The organism is Staphylococcus sp. MI 10-1553 (genome assembly GCF_010365305.1).
GTDB lineage: Bacteria > Bacillota > Bacilli > Staphylococcales > Staphylococcaceae > Staphylococcus.
The window spans coordinates 127,254-146,014 of record NZ_CP048279.1 but is presented as its reverse complement, the minus strand read 5'-3'; the positions used below and the strand labels follow the sequence as shown (position 1 = coordinate 146,014).

19 protein-coding genes, 2 pseudogenes and 1 CRISPR repeat array are annotated in these 18,761 nt (G+C 31.6%); of the genes and pseudogenes, 7 read left to right on the top strand and 14 right to left on the bottom strand.

What is annotated here, in order from left to right:
• Positions 1–5: 5 nt before the first annotated feature.
• Together GZH82_RS00675 and GZH82_RS14485 are read left to right on the top strand one after the other, a co-directional pair.
• A pseudogene (locus GZH82_RS00675) lies at positions 6–1,427 on the top strand (PTS transporter subunit EIIC); the annotation flags it as partial.
• A gap of 36 nt (positions 1,428–1,463) precedes the next feature.
• A complete protein-coding gene (locus GZH82_RS14485) occupies positions 1,464–1,976 on the top strand; it encodes a PTS sugar transporter subunit IIA (protein WP_343236279.1) in 513 nt (170 codons plus the stop codon).
• 101 nt (positions 1,977–2,077) lie between these two features.
• On the opposite strand, the gene GZH82_RS00670 is transcribed toward GZH82_RS14485, so the two are convergent.
• The 5 genes from GZH82_RS00670 to GZH82_RS00650 form a co-directional block, all read right to left on the bottom strand.
• A complete protein-coding gene (locus tag GZH82_RS00670; RefSeq protein WP_238989603.1) occupies positions 2,078–2,911 on the bottom strand; it encodes a MurR/RpiR family transcriptional regulator in 834 nt (277 codons plus the stop codon).
• A gap of 47 nt (positions 2,912–2,958) precedes the next feature.
• On the bottom strand, positions 2,959–3,288 hold the full coding sequence (locus tag GZH82_RS14075) for an AAA domain-containing protein (protein ID WP_343236278.1): 330 nt from the start codon (positions 3,286–3,288) through the stop codon (positions 2,959–2,961).
• A gap of 72 nt (positions 3,289–3,360) precedes the next feature.
• A complete protein-coding gene (locus GZH82_RS14070) occupies positions 3,361–3,729 on the bottom strand; it encodes a hypothetical protein (RefSeq protein ID WP_162680858.1) in 369 nt (122 codons plus the stop codon).
• Between the two features lie 447 nt (positions 3,730–4,176).
• Positions 4,177–4,233 (bottom strand): hypothetical protein, encoded by a 57-nt coding sequence (locus GZH82_RS14065; RefSeq protein WP_473964383.1) that lies wholly within the window; start codon positions 4,231–4,233, stop codon positions 4,177–4,179.
• A gap of 214 nt (positions 4,234–4,447) precedes the next feature.
• A complete protein-coding gene (locus GZH82_RS00650; protein ID WP_238989602.1) occupies positions 4,448–4,933 on the bottom strand; it encodes a hypothetical protein in 486 nt (161 codons plus the stop codon).
• Positions 4,934–5,094: 161 nt separating this feature from the next.
• Here GZH82_RS00650 and GZH82_RS00645 point away from each other — a divergent pair.
• Positions 5,095–5,319, top strand: a pseudogene (locus tag GZH82_RS00645) (transposase); the annotation flags it as partial.
• A gap of 174 nt (positions 5,320–5,493) precedes the next feature.
• Positions 5,494–5,967: direct repeats of the CRISPR family, unit length 37 nt; unit sequence AGTTCTCGTCCCCTTTTGTACGGGGTTCTATCTGATT.
• 265 nt (positions 5,968–6,232) lie between these two features.
• Here the strand turns inward: GZH82_RS00645 and cas6 are convergent.
• From cas6 to cas1, 9 genes are read right to left on the bottom strand one after another with little or no spacing between them, the layout of a single operon-like run.
• Positions 6,233–6,985 (bottom strand): CRISPR-associated endoribonuclease Cas6, encoded by a 753-nt coding sequence (gene cas6 / locus GZH82_RS00640; protein ID WP_162680857.1) that lies wholly within the window; start codon positions 6,983–6,985, stop codon positions 6,233–6,235.
• The gene (gene csm6 / locus GZH82_RS00635) at positions 6,982–8,250 is read right to left on the bottom strand and encodes a type III-A CRISPR-associated CARF protein Csm6 (RefSeq protein ID WP_162680856.1); all 1,269 of its coding nucleotides are present in this window, start codon (positions 8,248–8,250) and stop codon (positions 6,982–6,984) included. The genes cas6 and csm6 overlap by 4 nt, the downstream gene beginning before the upstream one ends.
• Before the next feature lie 16 nt (positions 8,251–8,266).
• Entirely contained in the window at positions 8,267–9,271 is a 1,005-nt protein-coding gene (gene csm5, locus GZH82_RS00630; protein WP_162680855.1) for a type III-A CRISPR-associated RAMP protein Csm5, read from the bottom strand.
• A gap of 3 nt (positions 9,272–9,274) precedes the next feature.
• On the bottom strand, positions 9,275–10,183 hold the full coding sequence (gene csm4 / locus GZH82_RS00625) for a type III-A CRISPR-associated RAMP protein Csm4 (protein ID WP_162680854.1): 909 nt from the start codon (positions 10,181–10,183) through the stop codon (positions 9,275–9,277).
• 10 nt (positions 10,184–10,193) lie between these two features.
• On the bottom strand, positions 10,194–10,838 hold the full coding sequence (gene csm3, locus GZH82_RS00620; protein WP_162680853.1) for a type III-A CRISPR-associated RAMP protein Csm3: 645 nt from the start codon (positions 10,836–10,838) through the stop codon (positions 10,194–10,196).
• 1 nt (position 10,839) lies between these two features.
• Positions 10,840–11,265 carry a type III-A CRISPR-associated protein Csm2 gene (csm2, locus tag GZH82_RS00615; protein WP_162680852.1) on the bottom strand — a complete coding sequence of 142 codons (426 nt, stop codon included), beginning with the start codon at positions 11,263–11,265 and terminating at the stop codon, positions 10,840–10,842.
• Positions 11,266–11,267: 2 nt separating this feature from the next.
• Complete coding sequence (gene cas10 / locus GZH82_RS00610; protein WP_162680851.1) at positions 11,268–13,541, bottom strand: type III-A CRISPR-associated protein Cas10/Csm1; 2,274 nt, start codon at positions 13,539–13,541, stop codon at positions 11,268–11,270.
• A 13-nt stretch (positions 13,542–13,554) separates the two neighbouring features.
• Complete coding sequence (cas2, locus tag GZH82_RS00605) at positions 13,555–13,860, bottom strand: CRISPR-associated endonuclease Cas2 (RefSeq protein ID WP_162680850.1); 306 nt, start codon at positions 13,858–13,860, stop codon at positions 13,555–13,557.
• The gene (gene cas1, locus GZH82_RS00600) at positions 13,860–14,768 is read right to left on the bottom strand and encodes a type II CRISPR-associated endonuclease Cas1 (protein ID WP_162680849.1); all 909 of its coding nucleotides are present in this window, start codon (positions 14,766–14,768) and stop codon (positions 13,860–13,862) included. Before cas1 ends, cas2 begins: the two co-directional genes overlap by 1 nt.
• A 411-nt stretch (positions 14,769–15,179) precedes the next feature.
• Here cas1 and GZH82_RS00595 point away from each other — a divergent pair, with 411 nt between their 5' ends.
• From GZH82_RS00595 to GZH82_RS00580, 4 genes are all read left to right on the top strand, one after another.
• Positions 15,180–15,848: a response regulator transcription factor gene (locus GZH82_RS00595; protein WP_162680848.1), complete on the top strand. Its 669-nt coding sequence runs from the start codon at positions 15,180–15,182 to the stop codon at positions 15,846–15,848.
• Between the two features lie 90 nt (positions 15,849–15,938).
• Positions 15,939–16,853: an ABC transporter ATP-binding protein gene (locus GZH82_RS00590; RefSeq protein WP_162680847.1), complete on the top strand. Its 915-nt coding sequence runs from the start codon at positions 15,939–15,941 to the stop codon at positions 16,851–16,853.
• Positions 16,846–17,604: a cation-translocating P-type ATPase gene (locus GZH82_RS00585; protein WP_162680846.1), complete on the top strand. Its 759-nt coding sequence runs from the start codon at positions 16,846–16,848 to the stop codon at positions 17,602–17,604. The genes GZH82_RS00590 and GZH82_RS00585 overlap by 8 nt, the downstream gene beginning before the upstream one ends.
• A gap of 16 nt (positions 17,605–17,620) precedes the next feature.
• The gene (locus tag GZH82_RS00580) at positions 17,621–18,529 is read left to right on the top strand and encodes a sensor histidine kinase (protein WP_162680845.1); all 909 of its coding nucleotides are present in this window, start codon (positions 17,621–17,623) and stop codon (positions 18,527–18,529) included.
• The last annotated feature ends 232 nt before the right edge of the window (positions 18,530–18,761 follow it).

The window sequence follows — 18,761 nt, the reverse complement described above, 5'->3', positions numbered from 1 at the left end:
ATCAAATGGGAAAAGAAGAATTGACATTAAATGAACTTGCCAAAGAAATATATGCAGGTGCCGGGGGATTAGAAAATGTTCAAACTGTTAATCATTGTATGACTCGTATACGCATGAATATATATGATAACCATAAAGTTGATCAAAGAAAGCTAAAAAGTATACCTGGTGTATTAGGTGTCATATTTGATGAACAATTACAAGTCATTATAGGTCCAGGAAAGGTTACTAAAGTAGCTAATGAAATGGTTAGTTTGGCTGGTGTAGACCTAGGAGAAAATATCAACAAAAGTTCTGGAAAAGAAAGAGTTAATGCTAACGCAGCTAAAATGAAAGCAGCTCAAAAAGCTAAGCAAAAAAATTCTCCGTTGAGGTCTATTTTAAAAGATATATCAAACATCTTTGTGCCGATGATTCCTGCGTTTGTGGGTTCAGGTTTAATAGCTGGGATTGCCGCAGTGATGAATAATTTGATTACTGCAGGAACATTAAGTGCGACAACTTGGCAACAGTTTGTAGATATCTTGAATATTCTTAAGAATGGTATGTTTGCATATTTAGTCATTTACACAGGGATAAATGCAGCGAAAGTTTTTGGAGCTAACCAGACTCTTGGTGGGGTTATTGGAGCAGTAGTAACACTTACAGGTATGAATGTCGATAAACCCATTAAAAACCTTATTACTGGTGATGCATTAACGGCAGGACAAGGTGGAATTATTGGTGTTATATTTGCCATCTGGTTGTTATCAATAATTGAAAAGAAATTGCATAAAATTATTCCCGATTCTGTTGATATTATCTTCACACCTACACTTTCCCTATTAATAGTAGGTTTACTTGAAATTTTCTTGATTATGCCATTAGCTGGCTTGATTTCAAATGTTTTAGTAGGCGGTATCAACTGGGTACTATCTGTAGGAGGACCTTTTTCAGGTTTTGTATTAGGCTCCCTATTTTTACCAATGGTTATGTTTGGATTACATCAAATTTTAACACCTATTCATATTCAAATGATTAATGAAACAGGTATGACATTATTACTTCCTATTCTAGCAATGGCCGGCGCAGGACAAGTTGGAGCAGCAATTGCTTTATGGGTTAAACTACGTAAAGATACAGAATTAACTGAAATGATAAAAGGGGCCTTACCAGTCGGTGTTTTAGGAATTGGGGAGCCATTGATATATGGAGTAACATTACCGTTGGGGCGTCCATTTATTACTGCTTGTATTGGCGGAGGCATCGGGGGCGCAGTTATAGGTGCTATTGGGGGTATTGGTTCAATTGCAATAGGACCTTCTGGTATTGCACTTATTCCATTGATTTCTAATAACCACTGGATAGGTTATATATTGGGATTGATATCTGCTTACATTGGGGGATTTATAGTAACTTATTTTTTAGGCATACCCAAAGATAAACTACTGGAACAATCACCAATCGACAGTAAGATAAGTACAGTGGCAGTTAATCAGGTTAAAGATAATAAAACTGATAATAAAATTAGCAAGCAGGAAACTGAATTTTTTAATGCTGTAACAACAGGTTCTCTTCATCCTTTAGAGGAATCAACAGATCCTGTTTTTAGCAAGAGAATGATGGGTGAAGGGTATTTCATTATACCTACAGATGAGGAAATTTTTTCGCCCGTAAGCGGTACAATATCAACTATTTTCCCCACTAAACATGCAATCGGTATTACTACTGACAATGGATTAGAGGTATTGTTACATATGGGGGTTAATACTGTAGAATTAAATGGTTTACCTTTTGACGTTTTTATTACAGAAGGTCAAAAGGTAACAACAGATTCTAAAATAGCGAAGCTCGATTTAAGAGCCATTAAAACTGCTAATAAAGATACATCAATCATGGTTGTAATTACAAATATGGAGAAAGTAGATTCTTATAAATTAGAAAGTTGTGGGAGCGTCACTCCGACAGATACTGTTTTTAGTGTTACAACTCATTAAATCAATTAAGGGGCTAATCCCCCTTAATTGATTTAATATTTTAACACTTTTTTCTTACTTCTACATTTTTGCAATTTATTAATTAAATTCTCAATAATCCTTTAAAAATACTTTTTTCTATATTCTTCAACAATAGAACGCGTTGTATATATTTTCTCAGCATTTTCTCGATTCCGGCTAATATAAACGTAAAATAATAGGTCAACAGTAATAAATTGTGCCAAAATAGAATCCGTTGCCGCACTACGATAAATCGATTCCATTGGTCTTGAAGTTTGTAAGTTAACGTCAGCAAGTTTAGACAAAGGATTTTGTCCAAACTGCGTTAATGTAATAATAGGAATATTTAAATCCTTGGCCGTTTCAGCAAGTGAAATTAATTCAGAAGTCAAACCCGAATTTGAAACTAGCCAAATCACACAGTCTTTCTGATGTAAAATGAGCTGTGGTAAAACAGTATTATAATCCGGCTCACTGACTATATTCTTACCTAATCTTCCCCATTTTTGAACAATATCCATAGCAGTTAAGCTAGAAGCCCCTATTCCTAAAACATAGCAGTACTCTTTTTCCTCTATGAACTTACAAGCATCTAAAAATTGTTTTTCATTAAATAAAGCTGTGGTTTCATCAATTGTGTAGCGTGCATTACTAGCAAGTTTGTTCTTTAAACTATAAAATGATTCGTCTTGGTCGACATCACTATAAGTATTTACACTAGGAACTTTTTTAGCTTCAGCAGAAAGTTCAATTTTAAGTTCTGTAAGACTGTTATAACCCATCTTTTTAGAAAAACGAACAACTGTGGGACTACTTGCGCCAGATGCTTTAGCAATATCATTTGCTGTCATACTAGCTATTTTTTCACTATTATTATAAATAAACTGAAAAATTTTTCTTTCAGCAGCAGACATTTCTGACTGCATACTTTTCATGTGAGAAAGAACTCCCATAAACTCCTCCTTTAATTTTTACTATTACATTATTTTAAATATAATAGGTCTTCACAAACATTATTTATTCCTTTATCTATCGCCTGATAATACTTTAATTGACTAATGCGTTTCTTATCACCAATAACAATAAATTCTTTTTTAGCTCTTGTTACAGCAACATTAATTAAATTTGGCTTTTGACATGACCATTGTATAGCAGCATTTTGAGTATCATCCGTACCAGTGACAAAATAAACTTTATCTGCTTCCTTCCCTTGAAATGTATGAACTGTTCCTATAGAATCAAATAGCCACTTTCTAAGATTTATATTAGGGTTAACTAATGATTCCAACTCTTTTTTGGCAAAAGCAATAATTTCACTTTTAACTTTAGAAAATGGGGTAATAATAAAGACATTGGGTTCCTTATCCCCATTTTTATTATTGCTTTACGCCAATCTTTTTTTAATTCTTCTACTACGACTATACCTTGCTCCTTCACAAATTGCTATTGTATTGCTAATAGTGAACATTGGATTAAGACATCTTCTATAAACCCATAGTGGAATCCCAATCCACTGTTTTTCAGCATCTTCTCCTTTCCAATAACCATACAAATTAGCTCCATCACTTAGCGTTTGAACTGAGGATTCAATGCTAACTAATCGTTCAGGTACATTAAATGCTTTCCTCACAAAATCAATCAAATTTCGGTCTATAGTTACCACCGGCTCAATTTGAACAGGGTCTCCAACTGCCACAAGATGCTGGGCACGTTGTATTGCTCCAACTGCTGCTTGAGGAATAGCTTGCCTCACTTCATCTGTATAGTAAGTAATTTATAAAATCTTTAGGCATCCTTTGATACATTGACCTAAAACTTGCGAAAGTAGTGATAATAACAGGAAAAATAAGGTGAATTACGTTCCATGCATTTTCCACTTTTTTAGGAGATACATCTAAATATTCAAAGCGACGTTGAAAATCATATAACCCTGATTGTATGGACTTTGCATTCCCTATTAAGATTAGTTTGTGTAATACCATCGACTTTAAAAATAACAATCCTCTTTCAAATTGTAATTTATCTGAACTCCATGTCAATAGCGGTTTGAAAATGTTGTTTTATGGCGGTTTAAGAATGACGTATGTTTAAACTTTTTTCGCTTTTATAATCTTTAAATCAGTATGAACCCCCTGTTATTTTAAATATTTTTGAATAATGAATGAGTCTATCAATAATGGCTACTGACGCTATCTTGTTACTAAATGATCCCCCAACTAGAAAAGGGGATATTCGTCGTTATGATTGTGGATTTCATTTCATATCTGAGTGACATCAATTGATAGAAGAGATCTGCTCTTCGGTAACATAATTGAATTTTTTGTCCGATAAATGATGCGTTCTAATTAATTCGGCATCAAAGTAGATTGATAACTCGTCAGTCAATTCATTAAAGATTAATTGAAACCTCCTCTCCAATAAATTTTGTAGGTACTGAATATTTACCTTTTCTAAAATTAACCATCGACTCTTTAGAATTGAAATAGTGTATCTTGTTTTCTATCCCAAGTTAATGTGATATACTTTATTTTTGAATAGTGTGGAACGTAAAGAAAGATATTGAATTGATAACGTTTACCAAATTTATCATGCATGACCATATCTTCTTTCCAGTCTACTTGAGCAGCTATACCGGGGTGTGTTTCTACCCGTATAGTTGCTTTTTTAATTTCCTTCTCTTTCTTATTCTTACAATATTCTCTAAGAATCGTATACTTGCCTTCATATCCTTTTTTAGAAATATATTTAAAAATCGCCATAGCCGTACAACCCAACTCTAATTTTTCGTCTATGAGCGTTTTATAGGGTTCTAATTTTGATACTCTCTTCGTCGTTTTCCTTGCTTTTATTCTTTCTAACTCATTTTCTTTTCCAGCTTCGTAATACTTTTTGACTGTTCTTGGGTCGCAATAATACTGTCTACCCAGCTCAGCATCATTTGGTTTTATTCCTTTCATGATGTAAAATAGCACTCCTTCGTATATATCAAGTCTCAATCAAACAACCTCCATTCAAAGATTGAGTTAAGACATGATTATATATTCTAGAAAATTAAAAATGTAGGAAAAACAGCATTTTCATTCCGCCTTTTTCCTACATTTTATAACCGCCATTTACAACAAATAAGAAGCTTTCAGATCCAAAGACGAAACGCATTTATCAAAAGAGAAAGATAGATGTTGAATCAACTTTTGGAAATCTGAAGGCTAATTTGGGTTTCCAAAGATTATCGGTTCGCACAAAATCAAAGGTTGAGTGTGAACTTGGCATCGCACTCATGGCAGTAAATATACGAAAGCTAGCCAAAATAAGTTCTAGTTTTCGTTCGCTAATAAGAAAAAAACTGTTAAATTCAAAAAAATGAATTATAACGACTTTTTCTTAAAGGGATCTAAAGGTCTGTCCCAGCCCCTTATTTTTACACTCTATGAGATAATACTCCCCCACTTCACTTGACTTTTATCCCCCTTTAAACCTATTTACCCTAGGACAAATTGTTTCAAAAATCGTAATATCAACCTTTCGTCCCCTTTTGTACGGGGTTCTATCTGATTCAAATCATCGTAATGCACTTTATAATACTTTTGCTATCGAGTTCTCGTCCCCTTTTGTACGGGGTTCTATCTGATTGTTAAGTACAGATAAACAAATGCTCGAAGTTTACAAGTTCTCGTCCCCTTTTGTACGGGGTTCTATCTGATTATGAAAAATACATCAAAGAAATCAAATCACGACCGTTTAGTTCTCGTCCCCTTTTGTACGGGGTTCTATCTGATTAAAACACCATATGGCGAACTAGTAGCGTGAAATTTGAGTTCTCGTCCCCTTTTGTACGGGGTTCTATCTGATTTCTAAAAAATATAAAGAATTCAAAAAAATAATTAGTTCTCGTCCCCTTTTGTACGGGGTTCTATCTGATTGTACAATTTTAATGAAGCAGACGGAGTTATTTTATGTTCTCGTCCCCTTTTGTACGGGGTTCTATCTGATTAGTCATCTGCACAAATACTTTATTGTAGTGGCTTATAATGTGTATTTACTGTCCGAAAAGTGGACACAACATCACGTGTATACTTACATGATGCCCACTTTTCGGACAAAAACTATTAACAACACTTTCAATATCAATTATACACTAATTGAGTACAATTTTTCCGTTTTGAATAATTACTGTAAATTTGTAATTTTCTATATCGCTGGTCTTATTACTATAACTAAAAAGTTATCCATTTATATATACATAAATCTCATTATATTTACTTTTTATTTTCCCTCTCAATAATACTATATTTTCCCATACCTAAACTAGTTTTAATCCCTACACCTGAAAGCTCGCCAAATTCCAAAAGAAAATATATTAACTGTAAAAACGGCAAAGGACCTTTAACTTTTAGCGAAAGTTCACCAGTAAAAGAAGGTATTTTCACCTTTTCCAAGTAAAACTTAGTGCTTTTTAATTTGTAATCTACTATTTTTACATTACTTTCAATAAAATCTAACGTTTCTTTATCGTACATTTTATAATTATCAAAAAAACTATCAAATTGTATCATAATGCTTCTAAAGAAACGGTTAATATCTAGAAAGATTAAATATTCATTTTTCATTTTAAATGACATCGGTGTTTGTATTTTAATATGAATGAAACGACTCAAATCATCTTTTCCAAGAAAGCCATTCATCATCTCTTTAATATTAAATTTAGTCACTATAAAAGTTTTCAATTGAATATGTGTATGATAATGTTTTAAAAATAATGTTTCGTTTTTACTAAATATTTCAATTAATTCTCCAGAGAGATTATCATTCATGCTAATAATTTCCCATATAATGAGGTGATTTTTTAAATATATTCTCTGTTTCAATGGACTATAGGCATAATAATGATGTAATTGTGCAGCCATGTCTGTAGAAAGATAATCCATTATTACACCATGCAGAATACTTCCTAAATAATTAGGCTTAATATTTGATGGTAATGAAAGTTCAATTGTTAATTTATTAATCATAGCAGTCCAATTAATTCCTTATTTTTTTCTTCAAAATAATTAAAATCCTTTTCATCAATCTCAGGATATGCGATGTTTAGCATGTTTTTGATTGATTCAACTGATAACCTAATTTTGGTATGGTTCTTATTACGATCCAATTTTAATGTATCTAGATGATGCGCAACTGAATTTCTTAACCCGTTGACATCATTTATTGCGAGTAATTCTTTCAACAATGGTGACTTAGGACTTAAAACTTTTAAAATATCAATAAATGTAGGTAAACTTAAAATTCTTTGAGGCACATAACTTTTATACTCATTTTTCAACCGCTTTTGATATTTCATTAAAAAGGGCATATTATCATTCGTATTTAGATAAGGTTTACCATTTTCTTCGATTATTATGTTAGGATAATGGACTTCAATGTAGTCTCTAATAATAAACTCCGCAATGGACTTAACTCGGATTAATGTTTCGGCAACATCTTGTCTATCATATCGCATCTTTAAAATTAAATAATGAAATAATACTTTTTTTAACGCTTTATTGTTATAGGAAGCGTTTATTTCTGGAAAGATTTCATGTGTTTTAACCTGCGTAGTCATTAATAATAGCTTTTTACGTAAGTTTTTGGCATTCCTAAATGACTTTTGCTCACTAATCAGTGTAAGTGCCGCTTCATAATCGTAATTATAAATTAATCCTATTATTTGTGATCGTATCATAGCTTCCCTAAAACTAATAATATCTATAGATTTGCTTCTGATTTTTGAATTCATCTCGTTTTCATTCACTTTTTGTAATGCTTCTTCTTGATCATTAGGGTTTGCAAATATACGTTTAATATTTTTCTCAGGTTCTGGCGTTGCGACTTGGATGCATTCCTTATGATTTGGATAGGTTACATACTCTAGACATAATGTTGACTCCATTTGAGGTGTACCACTCGTTACATTTAACAGTACTTCTGCATTTGGTTCTTCATTCATAATTTCTAAAATATAATTATGGAACAACTCTTTGTAGCTATCAAAATCATGCTCATTTTCTACTTTATCAATTTTAATTTCTACTTTAGAATCAGGTGATACGGAAGAAATAATTTTATTCCAATTGAATTCCTTGCGTCCAGGCATGTTTTCATTCCCGTTCCATATGCTCTCTGTAAAAAATAAGACAATCTTATCAGGTCGATACTGTCTCACAATATGCAACATTGCACCGTCTCGATAATTACTCCAAGGATCAGTATTCCCTATCGGACTAAAAAGGATTTTCAAAACGTTCACTCCTCTATTACTTACTATTAAATGTAATCATACACATGCCTTGTTGATACGCTTCTTTTTTAATTTCATTAATCGTTCCTTTTAAAACCACAGGTACATTCTTAGGTATTTCTTTCATTTTCCCATAAGTACTACTAAATTTTTTTCTTAATATTTCAAAAGAATCTTTTTTTGCCTGTAATCTATTTTTCAATTGATAATGAGTTGTTTTACTTACAAATCCTGTACCAGCACCAAGGTATAATACATTTTCTCCAACTAAAGCAGGCATACCTCCTTCTATAGAGAAACGTCTGCCACCATTGGTTTCCTTAAAACCGATTAACCATTCGTTATAGTAATTTTTATAAAATGATTGAATACATTCTTCAATATCTTCAATTGTGTATATGTCATCTTCTAGAGACAAAGTAAACTTGATTTCAGTGTTAACATCAATACATTCTCGATATAATGGCATAGGTTTATCAACTTTATTGATATCTATTTTTTGATAAATTGCTAAATGACATTCATCAATGGGTTCTGAATCACTAACTTTAATTTTACTAAAAATATCTTTTTCTGCCTCATTATATTTAGATACAACAGCCGTTTTTATAGCACCTTTAATTGAACTCCCTGGTATATAAACTTGGTTTTGCCCATCTCTCATCATTAAATGAATATCATTAAGGGGCTTTGGTTTATATGTACCATGTTTTTTTCCTTGGTGAACTTGTTCAGAAAACTTAATAAATGTTTTCCATTCATCTTGTTTAATACGATGTGCATCTAAAAAATTTTTCAAACCGCTTTCTCTAGGTTTTTTTGGAGGATGTCTTAAAAATTTTTGATAATCATCCAGTAAATCTTTACCTTTCAAAAATTTGACTAACTCTGCACCATTAACCATATGCACCATCGATTTATGAAAATCATAGATATAATCTTGTTTTCGTATTGTTCGACCGCTACCTATATGTACAGGACCCACTGTCTTTATTGTTGCCTCATACACTTTAATACTCATATATTAGACCTCCAACCATAATGGTTTACCATATCGATACACAGGGTGCTGACCTTCCATACCCACATTAAAAATGTCACCCTTAAAAGGATTTGTAAATACGGACCCTGCAGAAAAACTATAAAAATCATTTTTCTTGACTAGAGTCTCTGAATAATTAACTGATTGAATAAAGCCAGAGCGTTTCTTTAAAGTATAACGTGCATCTTCACAAGAAGCTTCGAGCTCGTGCTCCTTTGCCATAGCAGTAGAAAGAAGTATATGTTTTACTCCCTTGTTACTTAAGAGTTGATTTAAACTACTATCATTCACATTTTGAACTTCAAATCTACCTAGGCCTGCAAAACGTTTTCCTCCTATTCCAGAAAATTGCAAGGTATTCATAACCACCTTTAATTTTTCCAACGTCTTATCTGACCCTTTGGCAATAAAGTATAGACCTGCATTTACTTCAAAGGTAAACGTCCCGATAGAGTATGGCTCACTATCCGCATCTGGATCGGTTTCTTGACTAATTAGTGAAACCTTTGTTTGTAGTGAAAAATGACCAATATTAAAAATTTCATTCAAATCTTTTGCATCATTAGCTTGTAAATGACCTTGTATATAATCCATATAATTATAAACAGGAATATATTTTAACTTTTTAAAATCCTTATGATTTCCTTCTTCTTTCGATTCAATTTTGATGAGTGGCTTTGGTAAATAATATAACTCTGATTCGAATGGAAATGTATCACTGATAACTAAGTCATTCAATAACCAATCTGTATTTATACCCATTTGTAAAGATTCAATAAATAATGCACTGAATAAAGTATCAGCTGAAATCGTCATCTCACCGTCTGATAAGCGTTTTTTACCAAAATGTACGGGCGTCTTAAAATATAATTTAAATATTTCAAAATTCATACTTCTACACCTACTTTATTCTAAGTTTAGAGCTATCATAATCTCCTATTACCGTTTCAATAAGAATATCTTTAAATTGAATACGTCCATTTCCTCGAGTACCACCGCCACCAAGGTAATCGTTTTCTAACAAAGAAAGTGCGCGCTTTATATTTTCAAAATCTTTTTCAACTTCACTTTCATCATCTACATTATAAATAAATGTAAAATCAAATTCAGAACCACGTGTAACCCTTTCAATTTGTCTTGGATTAGCCACTGCAGTTAAACGATTAATTGTGTTCTCAAATTTCGTTTCTGTATACGCAATATCTTTTTCAGCAAATAATTTTTTAGTTTTATCCGAGTAAAATGCGTCAGATATTTGTATCCGTGCTCTTTTAATATTTCCTTTTTCACTTGACCCAAATAGTCTTAATACGTTTTCATGATCGTCATTATGATTCTCTTGTTTCATTTTCAAGCCATAGTTTTTAGCAAGGAGACTTCTCATCTTTCCTTTTATTGAACTACCTGGAATAATTGGTAATTTTGTTTGTAAATCTCTAACAACTGGTGAATCAATCGCACCGATCATACTTGACTCACCACCACCTCCTATATGCAATCCTGTGACAACTTCAATCGTTCCTGTGATTTTAATTTTTGAATACATCTTAATCCTCCTTTTGATAATATTTAGCAAAAGCAACGAGCGCTTCAAAATACTTACAATAATCTAAGAAAAATTCTCTGGACTCTTTTTTTATAACTTTATCAATTATAGGAAACATCAATGTTTTTTTTAAAAATTCATCTACACTTTTTTCTCTTCCTGCTTCGTAGTAAAATTTCACTTTTAAGTATTCCAATTCATCTAAAAATTTATCAGACAACTTTTCTTCATTTGAGTTAAAAGCAATCGTGTGTAGTCTATTTACTTGTTCCATTAAATTTCTTAGTTTACTTGTTGTTAATCCACCAAATAACTCTTCTTTTTCTTTACCTGGCTTATCTCTATACTTTTTCACATTATTTTTTATTACTTCATGTGCAAAATTCAAATCAATATTTTTACCACTTGTAGTCTTAGCTAAAATCATGATTATTCAGCCTCCCTTATTTGATAGATGTAATATTCTAAAGCTGTAATTAACTCTTCTTTTTCTTGCTCCTCTTGAGCCCATTTAAAAACCAAAGAACTAAAATCATTCGTCATTTTACTTCTAGACAATAAATAGGCTAATCTTGCGATGTTAATTTGTTCTTTATTTCTTAATAGTACAAGTATTTTATAAATAAAAGCTTTTTCATGTTTATCAGTAGTCTTAAATGCTTCTTGTATTAATGATAATTTTTCTTTTAACACTTGCTCTTTTAATTCTTTCCAACCGTAAACTTTTTCATTCATCCATAAAGCGACTTGGTTTTTATCACCTGTTTTAGCAGCCTCTTCTAATAGCCCTGTCTCAAATGCCATTTTGGATATCGGGTATTTGGCATTAAACATACCTATACCCGCTGAAATAGTTAATTTCCCCATCGTGAATGCATTGAATCTATCATTGATATGAATACTTGCTTCTACAATGTCATCCCATGCGCCAATTAAGAACAAGTCATCCCCACCAGAATAAATTGCGGTAATTTGATATCCCTTTAAAAGATTAGTGAGTTCATATTTAAAAAATAATGATAATTGTCTAGACAATGTTGCAGTTCGAGAGAGTGAATTATAATTTTCAGGTATACCTGAAATAAATATTGTACCTAAATTATCAATATCTGCTCGTACTACACCTAATCGTCTTATTCCTACACTTCTTTCCGCGTAACTACTGATTCCACTATATTTCATTTCTTCATATTGACTTGCATAATCATAATCACACATCCATAAATTAGTTGAAATCCCTTGCCCTACAAAAGGCTCATTTTTACTATAAATTTTTGCATTATCATCGTGATTTGCTAATGTCTCCGCCTCCTCATAATTTAAGACATTTAAAAAATTATTAAATGGCATTTTCAACTTTCCTGAGTTTGACACAACAAAAAACGATTTATCTCTTAGGTCATTAGATATACTTATGATACCTTCACAAACTGAACATAATCCTTCTTCATTAATCTCTGTATCACTTCGTAAACATTCCTTACATTCCCTATCACCATGAGAATGTTCATGATTAAACCTTAAAATATCTTTAGCTGTATATTTTTGAGATTTCATATCTGATAATTTATTACTGACATTGCGCCAAATTGTTTTATAATTACCATTCGAGTTCATCAAGTCATTACCACTACATGCTTCATAAGCAATAGATAATGATAAATCTGTTGTAAACTCTTGTATAAACCATTCCTTTATGTCATATTGAAATAATTCAACTTGTTCTTTCACATAATTTGTGTTTGGCACTATTAAATACGCGTGCCCTCCCCCCGTGTATAACAGATTAGCACGACTAAGACCTACTCTATATAAAAATTCGTCTACAATAACTTCGATCATTATCTCTAAATAAAAGCTTCGGGACCGTAAACTTTTGAGTGCTTTTGAACCACTGATATTGTAAATAAAATCTTGAATCCCACTCATATCCATACTTAATAATAAAAAGGCATTTTCATCATAAAAAGCTTGAGTTTTCTTATAATTTGAAAAAAGTTCATTTTGAAAATCACATATATTTTTTTCGGTTAAATAATCATAAATACATGAAGCAATTGCACATGTAATGCGACTATGATCATATAAAGAAATATCAACTAATTGATTTTTATTGGTTGAACTTGGTACGTATTGCCACAAACTCTCTGTCCATTGCAAAAGAGAAGAAAAATGATGCTCGTTTACTTTTATTTTCTCAATTAAATCTTGCTTCATATCCTCCATCAATTGTGTATAATTACCACTAGTATATTGAACCTCTTCATTTTTAGGATATTCTATATGGCTTTCTTTGCTAAAAATAAACTTCCCTTCCGTTTGACCTTGTGTTTGTGAATTAACGATATTGAAAACACTAAACAACGGTGTGTTTTTATCGAAATTAAATGCATGTTTTTCATTTTCTTGATCCCCTTCTTCGATGACATCTCTCCGATCAATACCACTTGCGATGTTATCAGCAATATAAGTAATATACGCTGGGTTATCTTTATCTAGTTTAACTTTAGACAACTCTTTAAAATGATGATACGAAACACAGTCTAAAATGTCGTTATTCTTAAATCCTGAAAATTTTGACAAAAAAAGTCGCCCTAGTTTAGAATGTGTCCCTTTGGCAAAAGGATGGTTATTACTTCTATAAATAATCTTACCAATATCATGTAATAATGCTCCATACATTAATGATGTTTTTTTGTTCATAATATCCTCCATCTTATAAAAAAATAAGTTTAGGTTCCCTCTCTTTTATTAATTCCGCATTTTTACCGAGGATTGTAATTTGCTTATTGTTCACTTCATCTGGTAGCATATAAAGTGTTATTGAGCCTGTATCTGGGATTTCTTTTTGAAGAATTTCTAATAGTTTATCCTTTTTCTGAGCAGTACTAATATATCTTTCATACAAACTAAATTGTTTCATACTAAAACCTAACTCTAATAACCTCTCCCTATATTTGTTTGCCTTTTTGCGATCAAGTCTGGTTTCTCTAGATAAATCGAAGCATACTAATAAAATCACTAGTTACCCACCTCAATCAACTTAGGTAACAGCAAATGTGTTGGTGTGTTTTGTTTGTAACATTTTATTAAAGATTGCACTGTTAACTTAATGCTATCGACCAACTTTACAATCTTCTTATCTATTAAACAATTTTCATATAAAACTTCTAACATCTTTTTCTTTTCAGTAACCCCAAAGCTAGAAATATGACAATTAAAAATCAAATCATACACCATGCTATCCACAAAAGGACGATAACATTCAATGATATCATCTGCTAAATTAAAAGGATTCTCTGTAGAATGATGTTTTATACCTAAACTCATTTCAAATCCGTGAATAGCAAGCTCTTTTTTTATGAACGATCTAAGAATAGAATATCCATAGTTAAGTGCTGAATTTATCTTGTCATCATATCTTCCTCGTTTAAAATTCTTTCCATACAAACTTTGAAAATACAACCTTGCTGCTACAGACTCACGGTTTGTCCGATCCCCTGGACCAACACTTCTAGCATACTCACATAAACTTTTAGCAGTAGACCCTTTATTTACATTGTTCTCAATACACTTAGCTTGATTTATTATTTTATTTGCTACTATCTTTTTCCAAAGTCTATCTTTTGTTTTACTTAAAACTTGTAATTGGTCTTGAATTCTCTGTAATCGATTAACCATTGCAAAATCAGAGATGATTTCTGCTATAGGCGAATGCTTTAAATCGCAAAATAAAACCAGTATATTATATTCAACACATTTAACAATTAATTTTTGAGAATAATAACTCCTAGGTGAATCAAAGACTAAGGCTTCAATATCATCCAATAAATAAAATCTTTCATTTTTGTCAATAATATTTTTGAATTTAAGACTTTCGTTTTTCACAGTTACAAAATAATGACTTTCTACGTAAATAATATCTTTCAATAAATATCACCACCATTATCGAACACTCAATGACAAAAAACGTTGATAGCATTCCCTAAATATATTTCTATGCAATCGATTCTGTTGAAGCTTTAAAAAGTAAATTAAGCATTCTCTTACTAATAAAACAACCCTTAACAATCTTTTATATTGATAAAAATTCTTTACAACTAATTATATATCAACTAATACGTATTAATTATACACTATTGTTATCTAATGATTCTACTTTGTATAAAAAAACCATCATCAATTTTCTAGATAAAGATTAAAGCCAAAATTAATTACGTTACGAAAAGTTTATTTATCTTTTTTTCTGAAAAGTGTTCTTTTTCAATCTATAATATCCTTTCGTGATAATGGTATGATAGAAGTGATTAATCAAGAATGGTACTGATGAGGTGAATACTGATGCAATATGAAGCACTTATTATAGAAGATGATATTGATATTGCGCATATATTGTCTTTAACATTGACAAAAATGAATATAAAAGCACATATCGTATATTCGGGGCTTGAAGCACAGGCGTGTATAGAAAAAAATACTTATGACTTAATTCTATTAGATTTAATGCTACCTGAAGTGACAGGCGAGGAAATTCTTCCTATCATTAAAGCAAACACAAACAGTAAAATCATTGTGATTTCTGCTAAGGTGGATATCGAAGAAAAAGTTCACTTATTGCATAAGGGTGCTGATGATTACATCACAAAACCTTTTGACATAAAGGAAGTTGCTGCACGTGTAGCCGTTCAATTAAGAAATTTAGAACATCATAAAAATCCTGAAGTCCTAGTATGGAAAGATTTACGCTTAGATCTCACAAAGCATCAAGCCTACATCAAAAACATAGAAATGAATTTAACAAATACAGAATACGATATTTTAACATTGCTTATGTCACAACCGGAAAATGCCTTTTCTAAACAAAAAATCTACGAAAAAGTGCAAGGCATTTATTTCGGTGACGATAATACTATCAACGTACATATTTCTAATATTAGAAAGAAAATTTCTAAACATACTAATGAAACCTATATCAAAACCGTCTGGGGTATTGGATTTATGCTCATATGAAATCTTTATGGTTTCTTTATACTTTGCTTAGAACTACTTAAAGCTATTTTCGTTATATTCTAAGTATCAATAGCAAAGGAGTTGGAGATATTGCGTCCCATCATTAAAACAGAAAGTCTGAGTAAAAAATTCAAAACAAACTATGGATTACAAGATATTCACTTTGAGCTTTACCAAGGACAAATATGTGCACTCATAGGAAGGAATGGTGCTGGTAAATCAACACTTTTTAAACTTATCGCAAATCAAATTTTCCCCACAAGTGGTCATATCGAGCTTTTTGGAGAAAATCCTAAATCAAACCCACACATACGTAAACGTGTAGGGTTTATGATTGAACATTCCGCTTGGATTTCAACCTTTACGGGTGAGAAAAATTTAACTTATTTCAGTATCCAACGCGGTCTTGCAAGCAAAGAAAACATTCAGAAAGTTTTAACTCAAGTGGGTCTTAAAAGTGTAAATAAAAAAGTTAAGCAATATTCTCTAGGAATGAAACAACGTTTAAATATTGCTTTAGCACTGCTTTCAGGACCTGACCTGTTAGTGCTAGATGAACCGATTAATGGATTAGACGCTGAAGGTATCAAAGATTTTCGGAATTTAATGCGGAAACTCAATCATGAATATGGCATTACAATACTGATTTCAAGTCATATTTTGAATGAACTAGAACAACTTGCGCATCGATTTGTTTTTATTGATGACGGAAAAATTATTGAAGATATTACAAAAGAAGAAATGTTGCAAAAAGGTAAGAAATATCTCGTCATTAAAGCCTCTCCTGTTGAAAAAGCGATACAAGTCTTAGAAGAAAATATAAAAGACATTCATTATAAAGTCTTACATGATCAATCTCTATGGATTGACCCTACCCCTATTCAAAATCATCAAATAAATAAGCTCTTATTAGAACACGGCGTAGAAATTGAAGAATTTAAAATTCAGACAACCGATTTAGAAGATTATTTTTTAAATAAAGAGAAGGTGAATTCATATGATTAATTATATCAAAAGTGAATTATATCGCGTATTTAATAGTAAAGCCCTATACCTGTACATTCTTGTATGTAATGTACTCATGGTTTTAGCTGCAGTCACATTATTTTATTTTAATCAAGTGGACTCACATTTCCCATACGGTAACGCGCATTTCTTTTATATTAATGTCATTTCAGCAAGTACGCTCATATTGATTGTAGGTATTGCAATGAATTTACTCGTTAATCACAAAGAAAATAAGTTGATGAATAAAATCTCTGTTTCATTTGATGTATCTAGAAGTACCATATTCTGGGGGAAATTCTTAGTTTATCTTATTAGTTTTTCATTACTGTGCATAATCAGTACCATCATTACAGTGATTTTAGGTCTAACATTGTTTGAATATGACAATGTATCACTCAATCAATACTTAATTTCATTAATCAATATGGCTCCCCTTATATTAGGTGGCCTTGCACTTGCACATACACTAAATAGCTTTAAAATTAATATCGCAATCGTTATCATTTTAACGAGCCTTATTTATCTTCAATCTTCACACTTATTTCAGTTATTAGCATATCTCAATCATCATTTTAATCACCTTTATAAGCTGACACCTGGAGAACGTCTGAATCAAAACTTCGAAAACTTTATGACACATTCTAGTACACTTGATTTAAACAACTGGATCATAGGTGGCATTTTAAGCCTCTTGTTTTTATTCTGTGGACAGGTCATATTTAAAAAATCAGAATTCAATGATGAATAGATAAGGAAACGTAATCATGTCATATCTCATAATCGGTATACTTGTATTGATACTCGTGGTGATGGCCACACGTTATTTGCTTATTAGGCAAGATCTATCAAAAATAACGCAACAATTAAATTATTTAAAACAAGATATTACGTCTAATCAGTATATTAGAACGGAAACCCAACAAAAAGAGACGCAAAAACTTATAACAGCGATCAACCATACGTTAGAAATTCAGAGAGCTGAAGTTAGAAGCTATAAGAGACAACAGTTGCATTTAAATCAAGAAATCACCAATATTTCCCATGATTTACGCACCCCTTTAACAGCAATTAAAGGGTACGTTAACTTGTTAAAAACACAAGAAATTCAGGACAATCCTGACAAGTACTTGAAGATTATCAATGATAAAACAGACGCTTTAATTCATGCTGTGGATTTATTTCATGAAATCACACGCCTTGATTCAAGAGATTACCCTTTGAACATCGTCACAATTCATATCAATGAAATCGTACAAGAACAGTTTTTACTTTATTTCTATCAATTTCAAGCACACAATATAAAGATAACCTTTGATGAGACATCCGTCAGTCCCATCAAAGGAGATATTAAGATTTTAGAAAGAATTTTCGCCAATGTCATTCAAAATCTTCTCAAATATAGTAAAACGTATGCACATATTCATTTTTATGAACGCGATCGTAATGTTGAAGTGTTAATCGTGAATGATACAGATGAGCTTTTAAATGAAGGGAAACAAACACATATTTTCCAAAGATCATACACCCTTGATATGAGTAGAAGCAATGGCAGTATGGGCTTAGGTTTATATGTTGTACAACGGTTGATGCATACACAAAAAGGACGTGTAACCGCCAATATGAAAAACCATCAATTTCAACTAAGCCTACAATTTTCAAAAGATTATTCATGAAAGACAAGGGGTTTTTAGCAAGGGTAAAACGGAACCTCCCTCTTATATATGTATACAAGGGTATCCACATAAAGGAGCTGAGACGAAAATGACGTCCTAGCTCCTCTATAATAACAAAAGTTAAAATCGATAAGATCGTATAATTAAATTATCCATCATGTTTGTATTCAACTATGGGTTACGCGCTAATCCCCAACATTCATATATACCATATGCGTTCTTAAGTATTCCT

What these genes read in the sequence shown, in the direction of transcription:
- cas6 (WP_162680857.1), bottom strand. Translation starts at nt 6,985, where the DNA reads ATGATTAATAAATTAACAATTGAACTTTCATTACCATCAAATATTAAG.
- csm5 (WP_162680855.1), bottom strand. Translation starts at nt 9,271, where the DNA reads ATGAGTATTAAAGTGTATGAGGCAACAATAAAGACAGTGGGTCCTGTA.
- cas10 (WP_162680851.1), bottom strand. Translation starts at nt 13,541, where the DNA reads ATGAACAAAAAAACATCATTAATGTATGGAGCATTATTACATGATATT.
- csm3 (WP_162680853.1), bottom strand. Translation starts at nt 10,838, where the DNA reads ATGTATTCAAAAATTAAAATCACAGGAACGATTGAAGTTGTCACAGGA.
- GZH82_RS00595 (WP_162680848.1), top strand. Translation starts at nt 15,180, where the DNA reads ATGCAATATGAAGCACTTATTATAGAAGATGATATTGATATTGCGCAT.
- csm4 (WP_162680854.1), bottom strand. Translation starts at nt 10,183, where the DNA reads ATGAATTTTGAAATATTTAAATTATATTTTAAGACGCCCGTACATTTT.
- csm2 (WP_162680852.1), bottom strand. Translation starts at nt 11,265, where the DNA reads ATGATTTTAGCTAAGACTACAAGTGGTAAAAATATTGATTTGAATTTT.
- GZH82_RS00650 (WP_238989602.1), bottom strand. Translation starts at nt 4,933, where the DNA reads ATGAAAGGAATAAAACCAAATGATGCTGAGCTGGGTAGACAGTATTAT.
- GZH82_RS00580 (WP_162680845.1), top strand. Translation starts at nt 17,621, where the DNA reads ATGTCATATCTCATAATCGGTATACTTGTATTGATACTCGTGGTGATG.
- GZH82_RS00670 (WP_238989603.1), bottom strand. Translation starts at nt 2,911, where the DNA reads ATGAAAAGTATGCAGTCAGAAATGTCTGCTGCTGAAAGAAAAATTTTT.
- GZH82_RS00585 (WP_162680846.1), top strand. Translation starts at nt 16,846, where the DNA reads ATGATTAATTATATCAAAAGTGAATTATATCGCGTATTTAATAGTAAA.